The organism is Microcystis aeruginosa FD4 (assembly GCF_009792235.1).
Taxonomy (GTDB): Bacteria; Cyanobacteriota; Cyanobacteriia; order Cyanobacteriales; family Microcystaceae; genus Microcystis; species Microcystis viridis.
This window is the reverse complement of the sequence record NZ_CP046973.1, coordinates 3,799,681-3,821,339: the sequence shown is the minus strand read 5'-3', so window position 1 is coordinate 3,821,339 and position 21,659 is coordinate 3,799,681. Positions and strand designations below refer to the sequence as shown.

The 21,659-nt window shown below is 41.8% G+C and carries 23 protein-coding genes; 16 read left to right on the top strand and 7 right to left on the bottom strand.

The window, feature by feature from the left end; translation table 11 throughout:
* Positions 1-4 precede the first annotated feature (4 nt).
* Positions 5-295 carry an addiction module antidote protein gene (locus tag GQR42_RS19120; protein WP_158201173.1) on the top strand — a complete coding sequence of 97 codons (291 nt, stop codon included), beginning with the start codon at positions 5-7 and terminating at the stop codon, positions 293-295.
* Here the strand turns inward: GQR42_RS19120 and ggt are convergent.
* From ggt to GQR42_RS19105, 4 genes are all read right to left on the bottom strand, one after another.
* Entirely contained in the window at positions 292-1,836 is a 1,545-nt protein-coding gene (gene ggt, locus GQR42_RS19115) for a gamma-glutamyltransferase (protein WP_158201172.1), read from the bottom strand. The genes GQR42_RS19120 and ggt overlap by 4 nt on opposite strands.
* Positions 1,837-1,870: 34 nt before the next feature.
* Positions 1,871-1,996: a hypothetical protein gene (locus GQR42_RS29605; RefSeq protein WP_257792591.1), complete on the bottom strand. Its 126-nt coding sequence runs from the start codon at positions 1,994-1,996 to the stop codon at positions 1,871-1,873.
* A gap of 33 nt (positions 1,997-2,029) precedes the next feature.
* Positions 2,030-3,061 (bottom strand): UDP-3-O-(3-hydroxymyristoyl)glucosamine N-acyltransferase, encoded by a 1,032-nt coding sequence (lpxD, locus tag GQR42_RS19110; protein ID WP_158201171.1) that lies wholly within the window; start codon positions 3,059-3,061, stop codon positions 2,030-2,032.
* 199 nt (positions 3,062-3,260) lie between these two features.
* Positions 3,261-4,145, bottom strand: a complete 885-nt coding sequence (locus GQR42_RS19105; RefSeq protein ID WP_158201170.1) for an all3515 family Zur-repressed PEP-CTERM protein — start codon at positions 4,143-4,145, stop codon at positions 3,261-3,263.
* Positions 4,146-4,476: 331 nt separating this feature from the next.
* Between GQR42_RS19105 and GQR42_RS19100 the strand changes: the two genes are divergently transcribed.
* Complete coding sequence (locus GQR42_RS19100; RefSeq protein WP_158201169.1) at positions 4,477-5,502, top strand: ABC transporter ATP-binding protein; 1,026 nt, start codon at positions 4,477-4,479, stop codon at positions 5,500-5,502.
* 33 nt (positions 5,503-5,535) lie between these two features.
* Here the strand turns inward: GQR42_RS19100 and GQR42_RS28985 are convergent, their stop codons facing one another.
* Positions 5,536-5,886 (bottom strand): hypothetical protein, encoded by a 351-nt coding sequence (locus GQR42_RS28985; protein ID WP_233271076.1) that lies wholly within the window; start codon positions 5,884-5,886, stop codon positions 5,536-5,538.
* A 57-nt stretch (positions 5,887-5,943) separates the two neighbouring features.
* Positions 5,944-6,402 carry a hypothetical protein gene (locus GQR42_RS28980; protein WP_233271075.1) on the bottom strand — a complete coding sequence of 153 codons (459 nt, stop codon included), beginning with the start codon at positions 6,400-6,402 and terminating at the stop codon, positions 5,944-5,946.
* Between the two features lie 348 nt (positions 6,403-6,750).
* Here GQR42_RS28980 and rfbF point away from each other — a divergent pair, with 348 nt between their 5' ends.
* The 3 genes from rfbF (at position 6,751) to GQR42_RS19080 (ending at position 9,202) form a co-directional block, all read left to right on the top strand.
* Entirely contained in the window at positions 6,751-7,581 is an 831-nt protein-coding gene (gene rfbF, locus GQR42_RS19090; protein WP_158202523.1) for a glucose-1-phosphate cytidylyltransferase, read from the top strand.
* A gap of 32 nt (positions 7,582-7,613) precedes the next feature.
* Positions 7,614-7,835 carry a GDP-mannose 4,6-dehydratase gene (locus tag GQR42_RS28975; protein ID WP_257792650.1) on the top strand — a complete coding sequence of 74 codons (222 nt, stop codon included), beginning with the start codon at positions 7,614-7,616 and terminating at the stop codon, positions 7,833-7,835.
* 74 nt (positions 7,836-7,909) lie between these two features.
* Positions 7,910-9,202 carry a hypothetical protein gene (locus GQR42_RS19080; RefSeq protein WP_158201168.1) on the top strand — a complete coding sequence of 431 codons (1,293 nt, stop codon included), beginning with the start codon at positions 7,910-7,912 and terminating at the stop codon, positions 9,200-9,202.
* A gap of 235 nt (positions 9,203-9,437) precedes the next feature.
* Here GQR42_RS19080 and GQR42_RS19075 read toward each other — a convergent pair whose 3' ends face one another.
* On the bottom strand, positions 9,438-10,157 hold the full coding sequence (locus tag GQR42_RS19075) for a hypothetical protein (protein ID WP_233271074.1): 720 nt from the start codon (positions 10,155-10,157) through the stop codon (positions 9,438-9,440).
* 946 nt (positions 10,158-11,103) lie between these two features.
* Here GQR42_RS19075 and rfbG point away from each other — a divergent pair.
* The 11 genes from rfbG to GQR42_RS19020 all read left to right on the top strand — a co-directional run bounded on the left by rfbG (position 11,104) and on the right by GQR42_RS19020 (position 21,637).
* Positions 11,104-12,222, top strand: a complete 1,119-nt coding sequence (gene rfbG / locus GQR42_RS19065) for a CDP-glucose 4,6-dehydratase (RefSeq protein WP_158201167.1) — start codon at positions 11,104-11,106, stop codon at positions 12,220-12,222.
* Positions 12,223-12,296: 74 nt separating this feature from the next.
* The gene (locus GQR42_RS29600) at positions 12,297-12,650 is read left to right on the top strand and encodes a DegT/DnrJ/EryC1/StrS family aminotransferase (RefSeq protein ID WP_257792590.1); all 354 of its coding nucleotides are present in this window, start codon (positions 12,297-12,299) and stop codon (positions 12,648-12,650) included.
* Positions 12,651-12,666: 16 nt separating this feature from the next.
* Entirely contained in the window at positions 12,667-13,653 is a 987-nt protein-coding gene (gene rfbH / locus GQR42_RS19060; RefSeq protein WP_257792649.1) for a lipopolysaccharide biosynthesis protein RfbH, read from the top strand.
* Between the two features lie 254 nt (positions 13,654-13,907).
* Positions 13,908-14,792 carry an NAD-dependent epimerase/dehydratase family protein gene (locus tag GQR42_RS19055; RefSeq protein ID WP_233271073.1) on the top strand — a complete coding sequence of 295 codons (885 nt, stop codon included), beginning with the start codon at positions 13,908-13,910 and terminating at the stop codon, positions 14,790-14,792.
* Complete coding sequence (locus tag GQR42_RS19050; RefSeq protein ID WP_158201165.1) at positions 14,789-15,808, top strand: NAD-dependent epimerase/dehydratase family protein; 1,020 nt, start codon at positions 14,789-14,791, stop codon at positions 15,806-15,808. The genes GQR42_RS19055 and GQR42_RS19050 overlap by 4 nt, the downstream gene beginning before the upstream one ends.
* Before the next feature lie 30 nt (positions 15,809-15,838).
* Complete coding sequence (locus GQR42_RS19045; RefSeq protein WP_158201164.1) at positions 15,839-16,783, top strand: glycosyltransferase family 2 protein; 945 nt, start codon at positions 15,839-15,841, stop codon at positions 16,781-16,783.
* A gap of 53 nt (positions 16,784-16,836) precedes the next feature.
* Positions 16,837-18,126, top strand: a complete 1,290-nt coding sequence (locus GQR42_RS19040) for a glycosyltransferase 87 family protein (protein ID WP_158201163.1) — start codon at positions 16,837-16,839, stop codon at positions 18,124-18,126.
* Positions 18,127-18,261: 135 nt separating this feature from the next.
* On the top strand, positions 18,262-19,128 hold the full coding sequence (locus GQR42_RS19035) for a Uma2 family endonuclease (protein WP_158201162.1): 867 nt from the start codon (positions 18,262-18,264) through the stop codon (positions 19,126-19,128).
* 37 nt (positions 19,129-19,165) lie between these two features.
* Positions 19,166-19,885 carry a Uma2 family endonuclease gene (locus tag GQR42_RS19030; RefSeq protein ID WP_158201161.1) on the top strand — a complete coding sequence of 240 codons (720 nt, stop codon included), beginning with the start codon at positions 19,166-19,168 and terminating at the stop codon, positions 19,883-19,885.
* Positions 19,886-20,001: 116 nt separating this feature from the next.
* The gene (locus tag GQR42_RS19025) at positions 20,002-20,832 is read left to right on the top strand and encodes a Uma2 family endonuclease (RefSeq protein ID WP_158201160.1); all 831 of its coding nucleotides are present in this window, start codon (positions 20,002-20,004) and stop codon (positions 20,830-20,832) included.
* Positions 20,833-20,866: 34 nt separating this feature from the next.
* On the top strand, positions 20,867-21,637 hold the full coding sequence (locus tag GQR42_RS19020) for a Uma2 family endonuclease (protein ID WP_158201159.1): 771 nt from the start codon (positions 20,867-20,869) through the stop codon (positions 21,635-21,637).
* Positions 21,638-21,659 lie beyond the last annotated feature (22 nt).

The window sequence follows — 21,659 nt, the reverse complement described above, 5'->3', positions numbered from 1 at the left end:
CTCTATGGCTACAATTCAGACTTATCCTTGGGATGCAGCAGATCATTTGAAAACAAAAGAAGATATCGCTGCTTATCTGGAAGCTGCCCTCGAAGATGGCGATCCTAGCTTAGTAGTGGCAGCATTAGGCGATATTGCTCGTTCTCAAGGGATGACTCATATTGCTCGCGAGACGGGTTTGGGACGGGAGAGTCTCTATAAATCTTTGTCGAATCAGGGGAATCCAGAGTTTGCTACAGTTCTTAAGGTTTTGCAAGCACTTGGGTTACGCCTGCAAGTTGTACCCATTACCTAAAAATCCCTAATCAATAATCCTACTCCATCCCGACGCGGATCGCCCGTAGCGGTCAACTCCCCCCGATCATTCACTGCCACCCCATGCACTCCCCCAAAAAACATATTTTGTTCTTGCCACCGGGATACTTGAGTATTTGCGGGTAAAACCAGATTTTTGAGCATATTTTCCCGATCTTCTAGAGGTTCAATTCCTAATTGTTGATTTTCCCAATGTAGGCGCGAGGCAGCGATCGCATCGGGTAAGGATTGCCGAAAATCGATTAAATTGCTAATAACCTGCAAAATAGCGGTGCGAATGCGATTGGAACCCCCAGAACCGAGAACAAATCGCGGCTTTCCTTCCTCTAAAATCATCGTTGGGGACATCATTGAGGATAAACGACGATCAACCGGCCAATTGTGAAAGCCAAAGGGATTTAAGTCCGCTTCCCCGATCATATTATTGAGCATAATTCCTGTCCCCGGCACGGTGTAAGCTGATCCTTCGCCGTTGGAAAAGGTAGCACTGGCGGCATTACCTTCCCCATCGATAACGCTAATATGGGTGGTACTGCCCCATTTATTGGGATATTTGCCTAAAAATTCCGGCGAGAGAAACTTCTCTGCGATTCCCTCCTGATGGATAAAATTATCGTAGCCTTGAACCCGCGCTTGATTGGTTAAGGCCATCACTTCCGTTAAAATTTGCAGATGTTTGGCTCCTAGATGCTCTAAAGCCGATAAATTAACTGTTTCCAGTAATTTTAGGGCAAAAGCTAGGAGAATTCCCCCAGAACTAGGAGGCGGATTAGTCAGTATTTCGTAACCCCGATATTGGCTTTTTAGGGGTTTTCTCTCAAGGACTTGGTAATGATTTAAATCCTCTAGGGTAAGATAACCACCCTCCTGCATATCCTTGGCAATTTGGTGGGCGATTTCTCCCTCATAAAAGTCTTTTACGCCTTTTTTGCTTAATTCTTCTAAAGTGTTGGCAAAATCGCCCATCACACAGCGATCGCCAGCTTGGAGGAGTTTTCCTTGGGGAGCATAGACTTTTAAACCCTCTCTATCTTTGAGCAGGATCGAAGATAGTAAACTCAGGCAAAAGCCGTTATATTGGCTCAAAATGTAGCCTTGTCGAGCATATTCGATCGCTGGTTCTGCTACCACGGCAAAGGGTAATTTTCCCAGTTTTTTCTGCACTGTTTCCAATCCCCGTAACGCCCCGGTCGTTGCGATCGCACCTCGGCCAATGTGAAAATCTTGACTAGCACCCCCAAAATTGATCGCCACTGGGTAAAAGTCGATATTTGTCAAGGGTTTTTTAGATTTGGGAGTTTGACAAAAAAAATCAAAAAGGGTATTGACTTTTTCCTTGGTATGTGCTAATAAAAAACCGCCGCCCCCCGCGGAAGCGAGGGTGAATTCGACCACGAAAGCCGCTAAAATCGAGCCAACAATGGCATCGAAGGCATTGCCGCCCATTTCTAAGATTAATTGTCCAGCTTCGGCAGTTTTTGGATGTCCTGCGGCGATAGCGCCCTTGCTTTTGCGAGTCACTTTGATTCAGTTATCAGTTATCAGTTATCAGTTATCAGTGGGGAGATGGGGAAGTGGGGAAGTGGGGAAGTGGGGAAGTGGGGTGTGGGGTGTGGGGTGTAGGGTGTAGGGTGTGGGGTGTGGGGTGTGGGGTGTGGGGTGTGGGGTGTGGGGAGAACAAAGCTGCCGACCGCCTCCTGTCTCCTGAATACGGCTATTTTTTTAATTGCTTAACCGCTTGATAGATTTCGGGTAAACGCTTGTAAGCGGCTGCTACCTTGAGGAATAACTTATGGGGCATAGCGGGAGCGCCGGAAACCACTTCTCCTGCTCCGATATCGTTGTGAATGCCGGTTTGGGCTGTTGCGATCGCACCGTCCCCGATCACTGCTTGATTGGCAATGCCCACCTGTCCTGCTAAAATAACGCGATTGCCCAATTTTACGCCTCCTGCCATGCCTACCTGTCCTGCTAGGGCGCAAGCTTGGCCAATTTGGCAATTATGGGCAATATGGACGAGATTATCGATCTTAGTCTGGCTACCGATGCGGGTTTCTCCCACTGCCGGACGATCCACGGCACTATTACAGCCAATTTCTACGCCATCTTCTAAGACCACGATACCCGATTGTTCCATCTTAAACCAGCCTTCGGGAACCGGCACAAAACCGAAGCCCTCAGCACCGATAACAGCGCCACTGTGGATAACGCAATCATTGCCGATTTGTACCCGTTCATGGATAGTACAGTTAGCGTGGAGAATTGTGCGATCGCCAATATGCACCCCGGGGTAAACAACAGCGTTAGGATGAATGCACACCCCATCACCGAGGGTGACATTGGCTTCTACCACGGCATGGGCCCCGATGGCGACTTTATGGCCGATTTTAGCCGATGGATGCACCACGGCGGTGGCGTGAATGTAGGGTTGGGGCTGAAAGGGTTGATAGAATAATTTGATGGCGTGGGCGAATAAAAGTCGGGGATTGGCACTAGCTAACCAAGGGATGCCGCGTTCGTCGGCCTGTTGTTGTAAATTGGCATCCAGGGGCAGAATTAGGGCAGTAGCCTCAGTTTTGGCGACAAAGGCAGCAAATTTTCCCCCTTCGATATAGCTAATCGTATCGACTAGGGCGGTTTCGATGGGAGTTATGGCTTTAATTTCGGGATTTCTGTCGGGATAGGCGGTTAAACTGTGAGCAGAGACTAAAGGGCTTAATTTTTGGGCAATTTCACTAAATTTCATAAATATATACTGCGATCGAGATAGGGCTGATGATAGGATGGTCTAACAGTCTAAAACTATACTGATAATCTTGTCGTTATCATAGTCAAAAAAGTTGCTAGTTTTTTAGGGAATAATCCCTGTTTTCCATTTCAACAAAGCCGATCTCGATCTAGAGCGGTTTTGGAGATAAGTTCTCTCTCTCCAAAACCGATTGGTTTTAGTTTTTACTACTCGATCGAGTTAATAAAATTGACCCAAACAGTATTAAGGCTATCAGAGTTGATGGTTCGGGAACTGTTTGAAAATCTAGGTGGAAAATTCCTGAATCTCCCCAAGAAAGGCTAAGATCTACCAGTTTAAAACTGGCTGAATATTTTCCCGGTCGAGAGGCAAGAAACTTCGGTAAAAAGGAGAAGTTATCACCAGTACCGATCGCATAGATATCTCCAGCATTAGCTAAAATTGTCTCTCCTAAAGAGTTAGCTACTGTTAATCCATCACTAATCTCTAACAGTTGCAAGGATAGGTTGGCATTACCTAAAGACCGATTCCACCGTCCCCCAGAACTGTTAAAAAGAGCTTGTTCTCCCAAGTCAGAGGAATTATTAATAGTTGCCACTGATTGCATCAGTAAATTGCTATATTCCTCCCCAGTGGCAGCACTAACAAAACTATTCTGAAAAATTCCTTTTCCTGCAATTAAGGAGAGAGGAGGCAATCCTGTAGAAGTCTCAGGAATGCGATTATTGCTGTTAGTGGGATTAACGACTGGATTACTAGACGGTCCAGAATAACTGTAAGTGCCGATACCGTGAAAATGAGGGTTTCCCTCTCGGTGAGCAACCAGAAGAGTTAACCGGTTATGGTTAGGATTGGCTAATCCCTCATAGATGCCCCGAGTTAAGGTGATTTGATTATCCACCCCGATATAAAATTCGGGCAAACTCTGACCAATAGCAGGCTCTTCAGCCTTAGCCACCGTTACGAGGGCAAAAGAAAGCGATAAAATGAAGCTAACAGCTATAAATGGAGATTTAGGGCTTTTTTCGCGGATTTTCTCCCCAGCACAAACTAATCCTACCCTAGAGACCTGTAGAACCATGATTTCTCTCTTTAATTAGAACGATAATCATTATCACTTTAACGAAAAACCCTTGTTCCGATTCACTTTTGCCAACAAAGTTAATTTAAGTTAACAATGCTGTCTGAATAAGTTGCCCGCGCATCTAATATGGGTCTAGGTCGATCAAGGAACAGGCAACGCCGGAACAGCAGCAGGTTCTCTGGGGATGAGGCCAAATCCCGTCAAAGTTTATCTTGATCGGAAAAGATAAACAAGGCTGTGTTAGATTTTGCAGTGGGGAATCTGGGTTAAAATAGACCAAGAAAGTTAACAAAAAAATTGTCTCGCTCAAGTGGGCGAAAATCAGCTTATGACCCTTGCGGTGGCGATCAAAAAGTTAAAAAAATCCTACGGTCAGACAGCAGCGGTTAAAGATATCTCCTTTACCGTGGCAGCGGCAGAAATCTTCGGTTTACTCGGTCCCAATGGTGCGGGGAAAACCACCACGATTCGCTGTCTTTGCACCCTTGCTAAACCCGATGGCGGCAAAATCGAGGTGGGGGGTGTCGATGCCTTGAATAACCCCAAATCTGCCCGTAAACGCCTGGGTTACGTTGCCCAAGAAGTCGCCCTCGATAAAATGCTCACCGGCCGGGAACTGTTGCAACTACAAGCGGCTCTGTATCACATTCCCGCTCAAAAGTCAAGAGAGCGCATCAAAGAATTAATAAATCTTTTAGGATTAGAGGAATACGCCGACAAAAAAACAGGAACCTATTCCGGCGGCATCAAAAAACGGCTGGATTTAGCGGCGGGATTACTGCATCAGCCGGAGGTTTTGGTGCTGGATGAACCGACTGTGGGCCTCGATATCGAAAGTCGTTTGATTGTCTGGGATTTTCTGCGACAATTACGGGCGGCCGGAACCAGTGTGTTAATTACCAGCCATTATCTCGAAGAAATCGATGCCTTGGCTGATAACTTGGCAATTATCGACAATGGTATCGTCATTGCTCGCGGTACCCCCTCACAACTGAAAGAGCAGCTGGGCGGCGATCGCATTACCCTAAAAGTGCGGGAATTTTCCCCAGAGGAAGAGGCTTTCAAAGCGAAAGAATTATTATCCCGTCTGCCTTTTGTCGAGGAAGTGATCGTCAATACCGCTCAGGGTAACTCCCTTAATCTGATCGTGACGGCGAAGAGCAATCCTTTAAGCAAAATTGAACAAACCCTAGCCGAATCGGGATTACCCCTGTTTAGCATCGCCCAATCCCGTCCTAGTCTCGATGATGTCTATCTAGCGGCCACTGGACGCACCCTGATGGATGCGGAAATTGCCGCCGCCAGCAGTCGCGACCTCAAGGCGGAGAAAAAACAAGCGATGAAGGAATCCTAGCCGGCGAGAAAGGTTGGGGTTCGGGTTGAACTTTCAGACGGACATCGCCTTAAATAGACGAGTGAACAGATTGCTCGATGGTTCAGCGCTCGCCCCCTTTTCCGTCAGCGCTCTCAGCAGTCCTTTCGTATTGGCAAATCTCCCAACTATCTCACAGTGCCAATACATAATCAAGGCGAGATTGGCGGAGAGAATCGATAGAAAAGGCAAAAGACATTTACGATTATTCTTGCGATTTCGATAAACAAACCAGAGAGAGGCGATAACAGAAGTCGCTGGGATAATTAACATCGTGGTGCTGTGTAAACTCACCAATATAGCGACGGTAATCCCGAAGAATATCCAAGCTATAGCCTGATAGAGCAGCGGCTTAGTCGTTTCCATCTGGAACCGATAGAGTAAAGCAAAAACGAGCAGGAAAAAGGGTATTGGGCTAGGGGCCTAGGAAAAATTATTAATAAAATAGTCAGCATAAATCGTGCTATACCAAAATCCTGCCAAACTGGACAGGAGAAGACGTTGATCTTGTTCTACATTTTCTAAAAGTTGATAAACAAAGTAGATTAAGAGGGGAATCGATAGAAAAGAAAATAGGCCATTGGTAAGGACTTGAAATTCGGGATCGGCACCGAAAATTGTCAGAGGAAATGCTAAATAACCATAGAGGGGAGGAATTACGAATCCATATTTTCCACCTCCCCCCGCGGGTCCCAATTGAGGAAAGTTTCCCTTCCACATATCCATCCAAAAGTAACCACCGCTAATCTGATCGGGATCCGGTCCGATATCGAAGGTAACGTATTCAAAAATACTGACAATCCTGGTGAAAAAGGCAAAGGCGATCGCTAGAATCCCTAAAATCAGCGCCGTTCCTCGGACTTTATTGATTGATTTCCCCATAATTGTCGGTATTTTTATCCTAAAATTGTCTGGTAGCTTCGTGACCGTGTCCCCGAATATGTATCTTCGCACAGTAGCAGGAATTTCTAGTCCTAGTTGCCGATAAAGATGAAGTATAACCTGATTTAGTATCGCCGACCGACAGCCGACTCCCCAAAACTAAAACTTCGTACCTCACCATGAAGATAACTGCTAGAAGATTTAAGAGCCTGTTTAGCAATAAACTGGACACACTCGCTCAACCAAAATTTTTTTAGACAGAATCTTGGACACAATCGGGAATCCCGTGTTAAGATGCCTCGACAAGAGGATGATGTCACTTTAAAGTCCCCCGCACTATATAATCCAATGGTAATACAATCGGTCAGTTTAACAGTTAAGGACTATAAGTCTAACATTCCCGTCGCTATCCTGTGTGGTGGCAAAGGCACCCGACTGCGGGAAGAAACCGAATTTCGACCTAAACCGATGATTAATATCGGAAATCGTCCAATTATTTGGCATATCATGAAAACTTATGCCCACTATGGTTTAACTGATTTTATGCTCTGTCTAGGGTATAAAGGGGAGATCATCCGGGACTATTTCTTTAACTATGATTGGAATCAAAGTGATGTCCTCTTAGAGTTAGGCAATAAAAAAGTGACTAAACTCGATAGTGGACATGATGAGGAAGACTGGCGTATTTGGTTAGTTGATACGGGACAGGAAACCATGACGGGAGGTCGTCTTAAACGTCTCACATCTCATATAGACCAAAGCGGAAGCGAGATATTTTTGGCCACCTATGGGGATGGGGTGTGTGATGTGAATATTGCGGATCTGTTGGATTTCCATTACTCCCATGGGAAATTAGCCACTATGACGGCGGTTCGTCCTTCTTCTCGCTTTGGCGAGTTAATCATTGAGGGTAATCTAGTCACTCAATTCCAAGAAAAGCCCCAAACGGCTGAAGGATGGATTAATGGGGGCTATTTTGTCTTAAATCGCAAGGTTTTGGATTTAATTGAGGGAGATTCGACGACTTTTGAGGCACAGCCCCTAAGAACCTTGGCCGCTTTAGGAGAACTCGCCGTCTATAAGCATGATGGGTTTTGGCAGTGCATGGATACTTATCGAGAAATGGAAATGCTCAATCACCTTTATGACACTGGACAAGCTAGATGGAAAATATGGTAAAGAAAGCATTTTAGCCTGGCAAAAAGGTCTTTATCACTGGTCATACCGGCTTTAAGGGGTCTTGGCTGGCGTTTTGGTTACTCCATCTGGGGGCAGAGGTAAAAGGCCTCAGTTTAGCGGCCAATACCACCCCCGCCTTATTTGAGCAATTAGACTTAGCTCAGAATCTGAGTCACCATCTAGGAGATATTCGAGAGGCTGAGTTAGTGACTCGTTTAATCGCTTCATGGCAACCGGATGTAGTCTTTCATTGACAGATAATCAATCCTTTAATAGCAGGAGGCAGTAAGTGGACATAGTAAATTCAATACATATCCAGATTAAGCAGATGCTCAAAAAACAATCAAAAATTGACGGCAGATTTTTGGTAGTTGCTGCACTCTTAGGATATTTTGGGTTATTGTATCTAGCTAATTTTTTTGTTCCCTATCACAAGTTTTGGAGGATAATTGGGGTTCCTGCGGTTAAAAACCCTTTTATAGATCTTGCAGCCGTATTAGGTGCTTTTGATTGTGATCGATTGACTGGCGAAGTTTCCCTAACAAATAATTCCTGCTTCAATCAAATAGCTTATCCTAGTAGCTGGTCTTCATTAACTTGGCTGGGTTTAGAGCAGCGTAATACTATATTTTTAGGAGTTTTATTTGCTTTAATCTTTTATGTTATAACTTTAATCATCATTGGCAGATTAAATTATCAAGAAGCTGTAGTTTATGCCCTAATTTTATGCTCACCACCGGTAATGCTTTTAGTCGAACGTGGCAACGTAGATATTGTTATCTATTCTTGGCTTGGTGTCGGACTGATAATAATTAAAAATAGCCGAGCATTAATTTTTAGGTTGTGTGCCTATTTATTAATATTTTTTTGGGGGGTTATTAAACTATTTCCAATTTTTGGACTGGCGGTAATTCTTAAAGAAAAAAGAAATCTATTTCTGTTCTTGGCTGCTATTTTTGCCACTGCCTTTATCACTTATTTTATCGCTAGTATAGGTGAGATGAAAACTATCTCACAAGCATTTGATGTTGAGCGTGTTTGGTTTCGTTTTGGCCATCAAGCCCTCTTTTTGAAAGTCAAACCTTTTCTATCAAATCTTTCTTTATTTTCTGACGGCGAAACTGATATTAAAAAGACGCTCAGATACATAATTTATATAATTATGAGTTTATTGACGCTATTAGTCTTGACCAGATTTTTATTGTCGAAATTTAAGATTTTTCAAGAATGGCTTAGTTGGGATTTTGTCTCAACCGATTCGGACAAATCTTTAGATAACAGTCAATATATCGATTATTTCCGTCTTGCAGCAGGCATTTATTTAGGAAATTATCTGGTTATTGGCCTTGTTATGGATTACAAATTAACTTTTCTCATCTTTGCCCTTCCTCAAATTTTGGATTGGATTAAGCAAGAAAATCAGTTAAGCTTGTCTTCCAGTATGGCTTTAGTCGCTATAGTGACAACCTTTTACGCGAGTCCATTCTTATACACTTGGGTAGTTGATGAAATTATCAATTTGCTCTTATTTGTCAATTTATTATACATGGCAATTCTCTCTATGCCTGAATGGCTAAAAAGTTTAGTCCATAGGAGATTGTCTGGCAAATTTTCCGTATAAAAGTTTAACCACAGCCTAATATATAGCAAAACCAAATGAATTGTAAAAGCTCCTCATCCCTAACCCCTCTCTCACTTCGGAGAGCGGAGAAGAATGGTGTTTACGAATCATTTAGACTGGCTCCGTTAAATACTTCCTGAGACTTTTGGCTGACGACTAAAATGCCTTTCTGTCAAGCTGTCCCAGCATAAGTGAGTAGCCATTTGACAGCTTTCAAAGCCAGAGCGCGGTGGAATTAATATTTATATTCCCCTGTCAGTTTTCTGACCAGTTTCCACAGAAAACGATTCCAAGGTTTTCTGTACAAGTACCGACTACTGGCAGTAGGTTGTCTAATTTTAAAATCAGTGTTGCTGATATCATAGACCTTTGCTAGGTCTTTCAGAGTGAACTCAATAGGGGTTTTATCAACTAGCCGCTCAAAAACTTCAACATTATTTTTAAGAATATCATCCTTTTTTTTCAACAATGGATATGGCTTCTTGACGTGTCGATTAAACAGAAACACTGCTTCTGTTGGCTCATAATGCTGCGGCTTGTGAATTTTACTATGGCCACCGCTGCGGGCATTCTTAACTCGAATGTCAGTAAAACACATTTGCTTCATGGGAAAGGTTTGATAACAAACCCACTGAAGATACCAATCCGTCCGATGCGCCCCATGATAAATCGCCGGTAAGATGACATCAGCATAGCTTTGGGAGAGGATTTGAGATTCCGCATCATATCCACTAATGGGAAAGCATTTTCTGGAGATGAACTCTTCATAAGAAGCTTTAATCGGTAGAAATGCCCACTGTTTAGGATCATAAAAAGTTCCAGCAATGGGATGATATTCATCGAGCAATTCTTTGATCTTTTTGGGAATATCTACTCCTTCATCAGCAACAAAGGTAACATCATCATCGATAAAAATGTAGTATTCATAATCTTTGGGAACTTCCCTATATAGCAAGCTCCTGCCCTCACTCCAAGTCACTCCTTTTGCAGTAATGAAAGCATTGGGGTCATCTTCCGTTGCCCAATTAAGTCGATAAAAGTCACTAAATTCAGTAGTAAATAGTTATCGTTTTTCTATAGTGCAAGGCTCATTAATTAGTTTGCCCTGTTCCAAAATACAGAAGGTTTTTTTACTCATTTACAAATTAGATAAAGTTAAGTATGAGTGCAAATTTTAGCTTAATATATAGCCAGTATAAGTGATTTGCCAACACCACGATCATCATGTCTCTGGAGTGGAAGAGGAGATGGGGGGCAGCCATGCGGTCGGCAGCAGGCACGAGCAAGTAATTATAGTCATTTCAATTAAGATTGAGAATATCAATCCCAGAGTTCATAAAGATTTTGTCGGTCTAGACTGTATCAGACTTATCTGAAATGACTATAAATTGTACTTCAGGCGAGTTAAAACCGCTATGTAACACTTTCGAGTCCAGAACAATATTAAAATCCCTGCCACCCAAGCATAGCTGTATGTTTACACCAAATTCAAGCCATATACAATAAGTATAAATACTTATTTGATTTTCCCTTGAATCACGAGGCATCGAAAATCAAGAACGACTCTCCCCGCGCAGAAGTTCCAGGCTCCCCTTTTATCTCAACTAACCATTCTCGATGGCTAACAGCCTAACCAATTGACATACTCGGTCAAGTTCATGTATATTAGCTCCCAAAGAGTTAAGGTGATGGGTTTAAGCCTTCACCTTAATTATTTTCGGACATTACTGGCAGAAAGCCGTTGAAATTAACTAAAAACCCAGTATAGCGAGTCTATTTGACTTGTGAACAATAATAGCTCCCCTCTCCTTCTGGGATGGGCATGATGGGTTTTGGCAGTGCATGGATACTTATCGAGAAATGGAACTACTCAATCACCTTTATGACACTGGACAAGCTAGATGGAAAATATGGTAAAGGAAGGATTTTGGTCGGGCAAAAAGGTCTTTATTACTGGTCATACCGGCTTTAAGGGGTCTTGGCTGTCGTTTTGGCTACTCCATCTAGGGGCAGCGGTCAAAGGCCTCAGTTTAGCTCCCAATACCACCCCCGCTTTATTTGACCAATTAGACTTAGCTCAGAACCTGAGTCATCATATAGGAGATATTCGAGAGGCTGAGTTAGTAGCTCGTTTAATCGCTTCATGGCAACCAGATGTGATTTTTCATTTAGCGGCACAACCCTTAGTGCGGCTTTCTTATCTTGAGTCGGTGGAAACGTGGAACACAAATGTTATGGGGACTATTCACGTTTTAGAGGCCCTCAAAAGCCTGACTCATCCCTGTGCCGCCGTGTTTATTACTAGCGATAAGTGCTATGAGAATCGGGAATGGGTCTATGGTTATCGGGAAAATGACCCGTTAGGGGGTTATGATCCCTATAGTTCTAGTAAAGCGGGGGCGGAATTGGCGATCGCATCTTGGCGAAATTCCTTCTTTAAAACCCCTCAAACCCCCATCGGCATTGCCAGCGCCAGGGCAGGAAATGTCATCGGTGGCGGAGATTGGTCTCTAGATCGGATTGTACCCGATGCGATGCGGGCTTTGATCAAGTCGGAAGCGATTCCCGTGCGGAACCCTCTAGCGACTCGCCCTTGGCAGCACGTTTTAGAGCCTTTAGGTGGCTATTTACGCTTGGCTGAGTCGATTTATCTGCAGTTGATGACGGCTAATTGGCAGCAAGACAGCCGGGGTTTATATGGGGCGTTCAATTTCGGTCCGTCTCTAGCCTCTAATCGTCCAGTTAAAGAGTTAGTTGAGTCTATCTTACAACTTTGGCCAGGGACTTGGCTCGATCAGAGTGATCCGAAGGCTGTTCATGAGGCTAAATTGCTTAATCTAGTTACAGATAAGGCTTTCCATACCCTAAAATGGCAACCAGTCTGGGATTTTCGGCAAACCCTCAAGGAAACGGTGACATGGTATTATCAAGCGGCTCAAATGGACTCTGAAGATAAAGCACAATTCCAAGACCTTACTCGTCAACAAATCGAATATTATCAAAGTTGTTTGATCGATTAGCGAACTCAAGGTTGATAAGGATACAAATTAAGTAATAATTAAGTTCAAATTTCTCCCCTGAAAGGAAATTAACCATGACTCAATCTATTTCTCCCCCCAGTACCACTACTGAAGCTGAACTGCGATCGCAAGTATTTCAATCCGTACAAAAATACTATGACTTCAAATTTCAACCCCGGGCTTTTGTGGCGGGGCAAACCTATATTCCGGTTTCGGGTAAGGTATTTGATGAGCAAGAATTAGTCAAATTAGTCGATTCTTCCCTAGATTTCTGGTTAACGACGGGCAGATATGCCGCAGAATTTGAGGAACGTTTTGCCCAGTGGATGGGGGTAAAACATTGTTTATTAGTCAATTCCGGCTCTTCAGCCAATTTAGTGGCTTTAAGTGCCTTAACTTCCCCTAAATTGGGGGAAAAAACAACTTAAACCGGGGGATGAAGTCATTACCGTTGCCGCGGGTTTCCCGACTACGGTTAATCCCATCTTTCAAAATCAGCTAATTCCGGTCTTTTTAGACGTTAAATTACCTGGTTATGACCTTGATATTGATCAACTGGAATCGGCCTTGTCAGAGAAGACTAAAGCGATTATGATCGCTCATACCCTGGGAAATCCCTTTAATTTAGAAGCGGTGATGGCTTTTGCCGAAAAACATGACCTTTGGGTAGTGGAGGATAACTGTGATGCGGTGGGAAGTCTTTATAAAGGGCAGAAAACTGGCACCTTTGGGCATTTAGCAACGGTTAGCTTTTATCCCGCCCATCACATGACTATGGGAGAAGGGGGCGCGGTTTTAACCAGTGATACCCGCTTGAAAAAGATTGTCGAGTCATTCCGTGACTGGGGGAGAGATTGTTGGTGTGCGCCTGGGGTAGATAATACCTGTAATAAGCGCTTCGGTTGGCAGTTAGGAGATTTACCCTTTGGCTATGACCATAAGTACACCTATTCTCATGTGGGTTATAACCTAAAGATGACGGATATGCAAGCCGCCGTCGGGGTAGCGCAACTGGATAAATTGCCGGAATTTATCCAAAAGCGCCGGGAAAATTTCGACTTTTTACATCAAAAATTACAAGACTTACAAGATGTTTTAGTTCTGCCCGAAGCAAGTCCCCATTCTGAACCGAGTTGGTTTGGTTTTCCTATCTTAGTTAGGGAAGATGCAGCTTTTACTCGCAATGATTTGGTTAAGCATTTGGAGGAAAAACGCATCGGCACAAGGCTATTATTTGGGGGTAATTTACTGCGACAACCTCTGTATCAAGGATTAAATTATCGGGTAATAGGAGACTTGTCTAATGCAGATAAAATCATGGAAGGAGTCTTCTGGATTGGGGTGTTTCCGGGATTAACAGAAGAGATGTTAACCTATGTAGCAGCGACTATCCGAGAGTTTTGTCGAGGCCTGGATCAGAGTCAAAGCTGAGAAAGCGACTTCGGTTCTTCGTTACTTGGTATGTTTCGATCGGGTGGCATAAATCGACTAAATCCTTATCTGGCGATTGATTGGTTCGTTCTAGATCAAAAACAATTGACAAAAATCGCTGAATGTCTTTCTATATAAGGGTTTCATCCCTTGTAATCCCTCTATCGCATAACACGAACCGAAGAACCGCAAGTTCTATTAAACATTTATCCCAAATATTGGGATTATAGACTCAGATATCAATGGATAATTTGATGGGCAAAACTATTTTAGTGACTGGTGGAACTGGTTTTCTAGGAAGTCATCTGGTGAAACGGATAGTAAAAGATCAGTTGAATGTTATTGTTGTCAAGCGTTCAAGCTCTAAACTTTTCCGATTAGGTTCGATTGTTGACAAAATAAGATTTTATGATCTTGACCAAATTGATATAGAAGATATTTTTAAAGAAAATGTCATTGACATAATCATCCACTGTGCTACCAATTATGGTCGTTTTGCAGTTCCTCCTACAGATATTATCCAGGCGAATCTTTTTCTGCCTTTGAAAATTATACAAATAGCAGAAAATTATCAGGTAAAAACATTCATTAATACCGATACCATTCTAGATAAAAGAGTCAATTACTATTCCCTTTCTAAAAAACATTTTTTAGACTGGTTATTCTTATTTTCTCAAAAAATGGTTTGTATTAATGTCGCTCTAGAGCATTTTTACGGACCTTTTGATGATCCTTCTAAGTTTGTCTCTAAAATTATCTTAGATTTGCTGCATGAAGTAGATTTTCTTGATTTGACATTAGGAGAACAGAAGCGAGATTTCATCTATATTGATGATGTGGTAGAAGCCTTTATCAAACTGATTCAGTTTAGTTTTGATGTTCCTAACAATTTATATCGCTATGAAATAGGTACAGGAAAGAACATTGAAATTCGAGAGTTTGTTCAAATGGTTAAGACAATGACCGAAAATAAAGTCACTCGACTGAATTTTGGTATGCTTCCTTATCGTGAGAATGAAATCATGGAATCCCATGTGGATATTTCAATGTTATTAAAACTAGGTTGGCAACCCAAAATTTCTTTAGTTGAAGGATTAAGGTATACTATCGATCAGGAAAGGAGTAGTATCAATCAATGAAATATTTAATTACTGGTGGCTGTGGATTTCTGGGTAGCAACATTGCTGCACAAATATTGAAAGAAGGAGAAGAATTGCTCGTTTTTGATAATTTGTATCGTTCTGGTTCAGAACAAAATCTTAACTGGTTGCGAACTCAAGGTCAATTTCAATTTGCCCATGGAGATATTCGTAACACCAATGACGTAAATCTTACAATCAAAGAGTTTAAACCTGATGTTATTTTTCATTTAGCGGGACAGGTGGCAATGACTACTTCCATTGCTAATCCCCGTATGGATTTTGAAATTAATGCCTTGGGGACTCTCAATGTCTTAGAAGCTGTGCGTCAGCATTCTCCTGATAGTGTGATAGTCTATTCTTCAACCAACAAAGTTTACGGAGACCTGGAGCAATGGGAATATCAGGAACGAGAAAAGCGTTATTTTTGTCCAGATCATCCTCAAGGGTTTGATGAATCTATTCCTCTTGATTTTCACTCACCTTATGGATGCTCCAAGGGTGCGGGGGATCAATATATGTTAGACTATGCTCGTATTTTCGCTCTAAGAACGGTTGTGTTCCGTCATTCTTCGATTTATGGAGGTCGTCAGTTTTCTACCTACGATCAGGGATGGATTGGTTGGTTTTGTCAAAAAGCCTTAGAAGCCAAAGCTAATCATCAAGCAGAACCATTTACCATTTCAGGTAGTGGTAAGCAGGTACGAGATGTCTTATATGCTAGTGATGCGATCGCTTGTTATCTAGCGGCTGTTGAGCATATCGATAATGTTAAGGGGGAAGTTTTTAATATTGGAGGAGGAGTGGAAAATAGTCTTTCTTTACTGGAACTATTTGATATTCTAGAAGAATTAACAGGAGCAAAATTAAATTATCAGAAGATTCCTGTTAGGCAAAGTGATCAACGAATTTTCATTGCTGATATCAGCAAAGCAACAACTCAACTTCAATGGAAACCAAAAGTTTCTAGCCGTGAAGGAGTCAGTAAAATGTTAAATTGGTTAAGTAATCAATAAAATTCAATTATCATATTAAAGAGGTGAATCATGAAAAAGCTTATTAGTGTTATGACTCCTTGCTATAATGAAGAGGATAACATTGAGGATTTGTACTCTCAAGTTAAGACAATTTTTGAAAATAAATTATCTGATTATGACTACGAACACGTTTTTATTGACAACTGTTCTAAAGACCGAACAGTAGACATCTTAAAAATGCTGGCTCGAAAAGACCCCAAAGTCAAAATTATCGTCAATGCCAGAAATTTTGGCTTTGTTCGCTCCTCCTATTACGGACTCATTCAACCAGATGGAGATGCCGTGATTTTTCTGATGGCTGACCTACAAGATCCACCCTCTTTAATCGTTGATTTTGTTACTAAATGGGAAGAAGGATATAAAGTTGTTCAAGGGGTGAGAAAAAACAGTAGGGAATCATTTGTGCTTTTTAAGGTCAAAAAACTCTATTACTATGTTCTCAGCGTTATATCTGATGTACAATTGACCAGAGATACAACTGGATTCGGTTTATATGATAAGTGTGTCATTCAAAGTTTGCGAAAAATTGATGACCCTTACCCTTACTTTAAAGGTTTAATTTCGGAATTGGGTTTCGGGATTGCTGAGGTTGAGTATGTCAGTGCAGCGAGAAAGAGAGGGGTTAGTAGTGCCAACTTCTTCATGCTTTATGATTTTGCTTTGCTTGGCATTACGAGTCATTCTAGAGTACCTATTAGAGTAGCAACTATGTCAGGTTTTATTATGAGCGCATTAAGCATATTTGTCGCTATTGCTTATTTAGTTGCAAAACTAATTAACCCCAATTTTTTACCGATAGGAATTGCATCTTTGCACATCACGATATTTTTCTTTGCTGCTGTGCAATTATTTTTTATTGGTATTATAGGTGAATATATTGGATTAATACATTTACGGTCTTTAAAGAGGCCTCTAGTTGTAGAGAGGGAGCGAGTTAATTTTGAACGCAAATAAAGAGCAAACTTTTTGTTTTTGATGAAATTTTGTACTATTAATTAGTAAACTATATGGAACGCAATATTAAAATCAAACTACTTAGCACAATTATAGTAATGGGCTTTACTATAGCTGTCTTTTATCACTATATCATGGGAGCTTATTTGGGCAATGGTTTTCCTCTTAATACTTTTTTATTTAAGCCAAATGATAAGTTCAATGACTTTTGGAACATGGTAAGATTTATCAGAGAACTTAATCCCTATAGAAGTGATGTATATATTTTTGGTGTATATTATCCATTGGGAGAGTTATTTTTCTTCCCGTTTACTCTATTTAAGAGCAGAAATTTAGCACTATTAGTGTTTTTTAGTATTTTTTTAGTCTGCTGGCTATTTTTCATAGTCAAGAACTTTTCTCAGACTAATCGAATAGATAATTGGCGTGATATTTTTGTAATTTCCTTCATGAGCTATCCTTTCCTATTTACTATAGATAGAGCTAATGCAGAATTATATACTTTCTTATTTTTATGTGGTTTTGCTTACTTTTATAATAGCTTGAATCACTATAAATCGCTTTTTGCCTTAATTTGTCTATCCCTAGCAATTGCCATGAAACCTTTTCCAGCAATTTTCCTAGTCTTATTAGCAAGTGAGAAAAAATGGAAAAACATACTGTATATAATTATATTTGCTATATTAATAACTATTTTTTCTATGATGTGCTTTCAAGGAGGTTTTTTAGAAAATATTCAGGGATTAAGAAGAAATCAAGCGATGTTTGTGAAAAATTATGCAATTGGATCGGGAGGTTGGCCTTATGGGGTCAGTTTGTTCGGGTTACTCAAGGTCATTACCCGTTTTGTGTTAAAGATTACTAAAGATATTGGTATTATCTCACCATCAGATCTAGGGCAAACATTTTTTGATTGGGTTTCACTACTTTTGAGACCCTATTCTGTCCTATCATTAATAATAGTAGGATTGGTAAGTTTATACATTCTGACTAAGGAGAAACTTTTCTGGAAAAAACTAGCTCTTTTAGTTTTTGTGATGAATGTTATCCCCCCCACATCAGGAGATTATCGACTTCTCAATCTTTTTATTCCTTTGGCTTTTTTTATTAATGAATCAAAGTCAAGTAAGTTTGATTTAGCCTATCTGATCCTGTTTGGTCTTTTGCTCATTCCCAAAAATTACTTTATTATTCCAGCCATGACTGATATGGGACTTAGTATAGGAGTTATTATTAATCCATTGTTAATGTTAATATTTGGGTTTTTGATTATCAAGGAAGGACTAAGTAAGACAACAAGAGATATACCCAAACAAAGCCTTGATAGGTCAGTTCGAGAATAAGTCTAACCTCATTGCCCAATTGTGAGAGACAATAGATAAAATATGACTAATCTTGACAATTGAGATCGCTGGGGGTTGACATCGATGATAGTTTATGATAAGAAAGTGGCATCAGTTGTTCACACCCACCAACCCATGGCTCAAGAGACACTCGTAATTGGCGCTAACCCACCAGAGATAAAGCTACCACCTACCCAAGATGAACTCCTTTCTGATGACGGTATTCCCATGGAAACCCAGCGACACGGACTGCAAATGCAGTTATTAGTCAGACCTCTCTCCCAATGGTTAAAAACTCAAGGACGAGAAGCGTTTGTCGGGGGCAATATGTTCGTTTATTTTAGCCCCAATCAAGTGCGGAACGAGGATTATCGCGGACCTGATGTATTTGTCGTCTTGGACGTGCCTCGAAAAGAACGGAAAAGCTGGGTCGTCTGGGAAGAAGAAAAAGCTCCTGATGTGGTGATTGAGTTGCTTTCTGAAAGTACAGCCAAAAAAGATAAAGAAGAGAAAAAGCTTATCTATCAGAATCGTTTGCGGGTGACAGAATACTTTTGGTATGATCCCTTTAAGCCGGAAGATTTAGCGGGACATCGCTTAGAAGGGGGCGTTTATAAATCTTTAAACCCAGATGCTCAAGGAAGGTTCAGCAGCGAAATATTAGGGCTAGTGTTAGTGCGGTGGCAGGGAATTTATGGGGATGAACAGGAGCCGATTACTTGGCTGCGTTGGGCAACACCAGAGGGGCAATTGCTCCCCACCATAGAGGAGTTGGCCGAGCAGGAAAAGCAACGGGCTGAACAGGAAAAACTACGAGCCGAACAGGAAAAGCAACGGGCTGAACAGGAAAAACTACGAGCCGAACAGGAAAAACTGCGAGCCGAGCAGGAAAAGCAACGGGCTGAACAGGAAAAGCAACGAGCAGAACAGGAAAAGCAACGGGCAGAGCGCTTGGCGGCAAAATTGCGATCGCTAGGGGTTGACATTGATGATAGTTTATGATAAAAGAGTCCCATCAGTTGTTCACCCCAACCAACCCATGGCTCAAGAGACACTCGTAATTGGCGCTAACCCACCAGAGATAAAGCTACCACCTACCCAAGATGAACTCCTTTCTGATGACGGTATTCCCATGGAAACCCAGCGACACGGACTGCAAATGCAGTTATTAGTCAGACCTCTCTCCCAATGGTTAAAAACTCAAGGACGAGAAGCGTTTGTCGGGGGCAATATGTTCGTTTACTTTAGCCCCAATCAAGTGCGGAACGAAGATTATCGCGGACCAGATGTATTTGTCGTCTTGGACGTGCCTCGAAAAGAACGGAAAAGCTGGGTCGTCTGGGAAGAAGAAAAAGCTCCTGATGTGGTGATTGAGTTGCTTTCTGAAAGTACAGCCAAAAAAGATAAAGAAGAGAAAAAGCTTATCTATCAGAATCGTTTGCGGGTGACAGAATACTTTTGGTATGATCCCTTTAAGCCGGAAGATTTAGCGGGACATCGCTTAGAAGGGGGCGTTTATAAATCTTTAAACCCAGATGCTCAAGGCAGGTTCAGCAGCGAAATATTAGGGCTAGTGTTAGTGCGGTGGCAGGGAATTTATGGGGATGAACAGGAGCCGATTACTTGGCTGCGTTGGGCAACACCAGAGGGGCAATTGCTCCCCACCATAGAGGAGTTGGCAGAGCAGGAAAAACTACGGGCCGAACGCTTGGCGGCAAAATTAAGAGCGCTAGGAGTTGAAGTTGATGATAGTGTATGAAATAATTGCCGGCATTGTCCACTTACAGGTCTATTTTATAATTAATTTAATGCACCTACTTAGTCGCGGGCAGTTTATGAGAGCTTATTAAATATTAGGAAGGACTGTTGACGACAATGACACCATATGCTATTGATTTACCGACAAAATCAACGATAATCACCTGGGAAAAACTGCCAGATGATTTTATATTACCTGACGAACCTGTGGACAATAACTTGCAACCGCTGTTAGCAGCAGCTTTACGGGAATCCCTAGAATTAGCAGGACTAATTCTAGAATCGATGCTAATTGCCTCTAATTTTGGCTTGTGTGCTACCGTTAAAACTCAAACTGTTGTCAAAGCACCTGACTGGGTTTATATTCCCTCAGTAAAACCGATTCCTAGGGGAGAAATTCGGCGCAGTTATACTCCCCATCTTCAAGGAGAAATTCCTACCATTGTCCTAGAGTTTATCTCGGAAACCGAAGGGGGTGAATATTCCATCAACCCTCACTATCCCTATGGAAAATGGTATTTTTACGAGCAAATCTTACAAGTACCTGTCTATGGAATATTTCACCCAAAAACAGGAGAATTAGAAATTTATCGATTAAATCAAGGAAGGTATGAACAACAAAAACCTGATGAAAACAATCGTTATTGGATAGCAGAGATTAACTTGTTTATCGGTATCTGGCAAGGAAGCAAAGCTGAATTTACTACTAATTGGTTGCGCTGGTGGGATAAGTCAGGAAATTTGCTATTATGGGGCAGTGAGTTAGTAGAGCAAGAAAAGCAACGAGCCGAGCAAGAAAAGCAACGAGCCGAACAGGAAAAGCAACGAGCCGCGCAAGAGCGTCAACGAGCCGAACAAGCTGAGTTAGAACTTGAGCAAGAACGAATTTCTCGCCAACGTTTGGTGCAAAAGTTAAAAGAGTTGGGAGTTAATCCTGAAAATCTATAGCCCATTTTAGATATTTGAATTAGTGAAATTACTTATGACAGCCATGCAACTACTTCAGTCAAACCCCTTACCAACTATCACCTGGGAAAAACTGCCAGATGATTTTATATTACCTGACGAACCTGTGGACAACAACTTGCAACCCCTCTTAGCAGCAGCTTTACGGGAATCCCTAGAATTAGCAGGACTAATTCTAGAATCGATGCTAATTGCCTCTAATTTTGGCTTGTGTGCTACCGTTAAAACTCAAACTGTTGTCAAAGCACCTGACTGGGTTTATATTCCCTCGGTAAAACCCATTGCTAGTGGAGAAATTCGGCGCAGTTATACTCCCCATCTTCAAGGAGAAATTCCTACCATCGTCCTAGAGTTTATCTCGGAAACCGAAGGGGGTGAATATTCCATCAACCCTCACTATCCCTATGGAAAATGGTATTTTTACGAGCAAATCTTACAAGTACCTGTCTATGGAATCTTTCAGCCAAAAACAGGAGAATTAGATGTTTATTGTTTAGTGGCAGGAAAGTATGAGCAGCAGTTGCCAGATGAGAATAATCGTTACTGGATAAAAGAACTTAACTTGTTTATCGGTATCTGGCAAGGAACCAAAGCTGAATTTACTACTAATTGGTTGCGCTGGTGGGATAAGTCGGGAAATTTGTTATTATGGGGCAGTGAGTTAGTAGAGCAAGAAAGGCAACGAGCCGAGCAGGAAAAGCAACGAGCCGAACAGGAAAAGCAACGGGCAGAGCGCTTGGCGGCAAAATTGAGAGCGCTGGGGGTTGACATTGATGATAGTTTATGATAAGAAAGTGGCATCAGTTGTT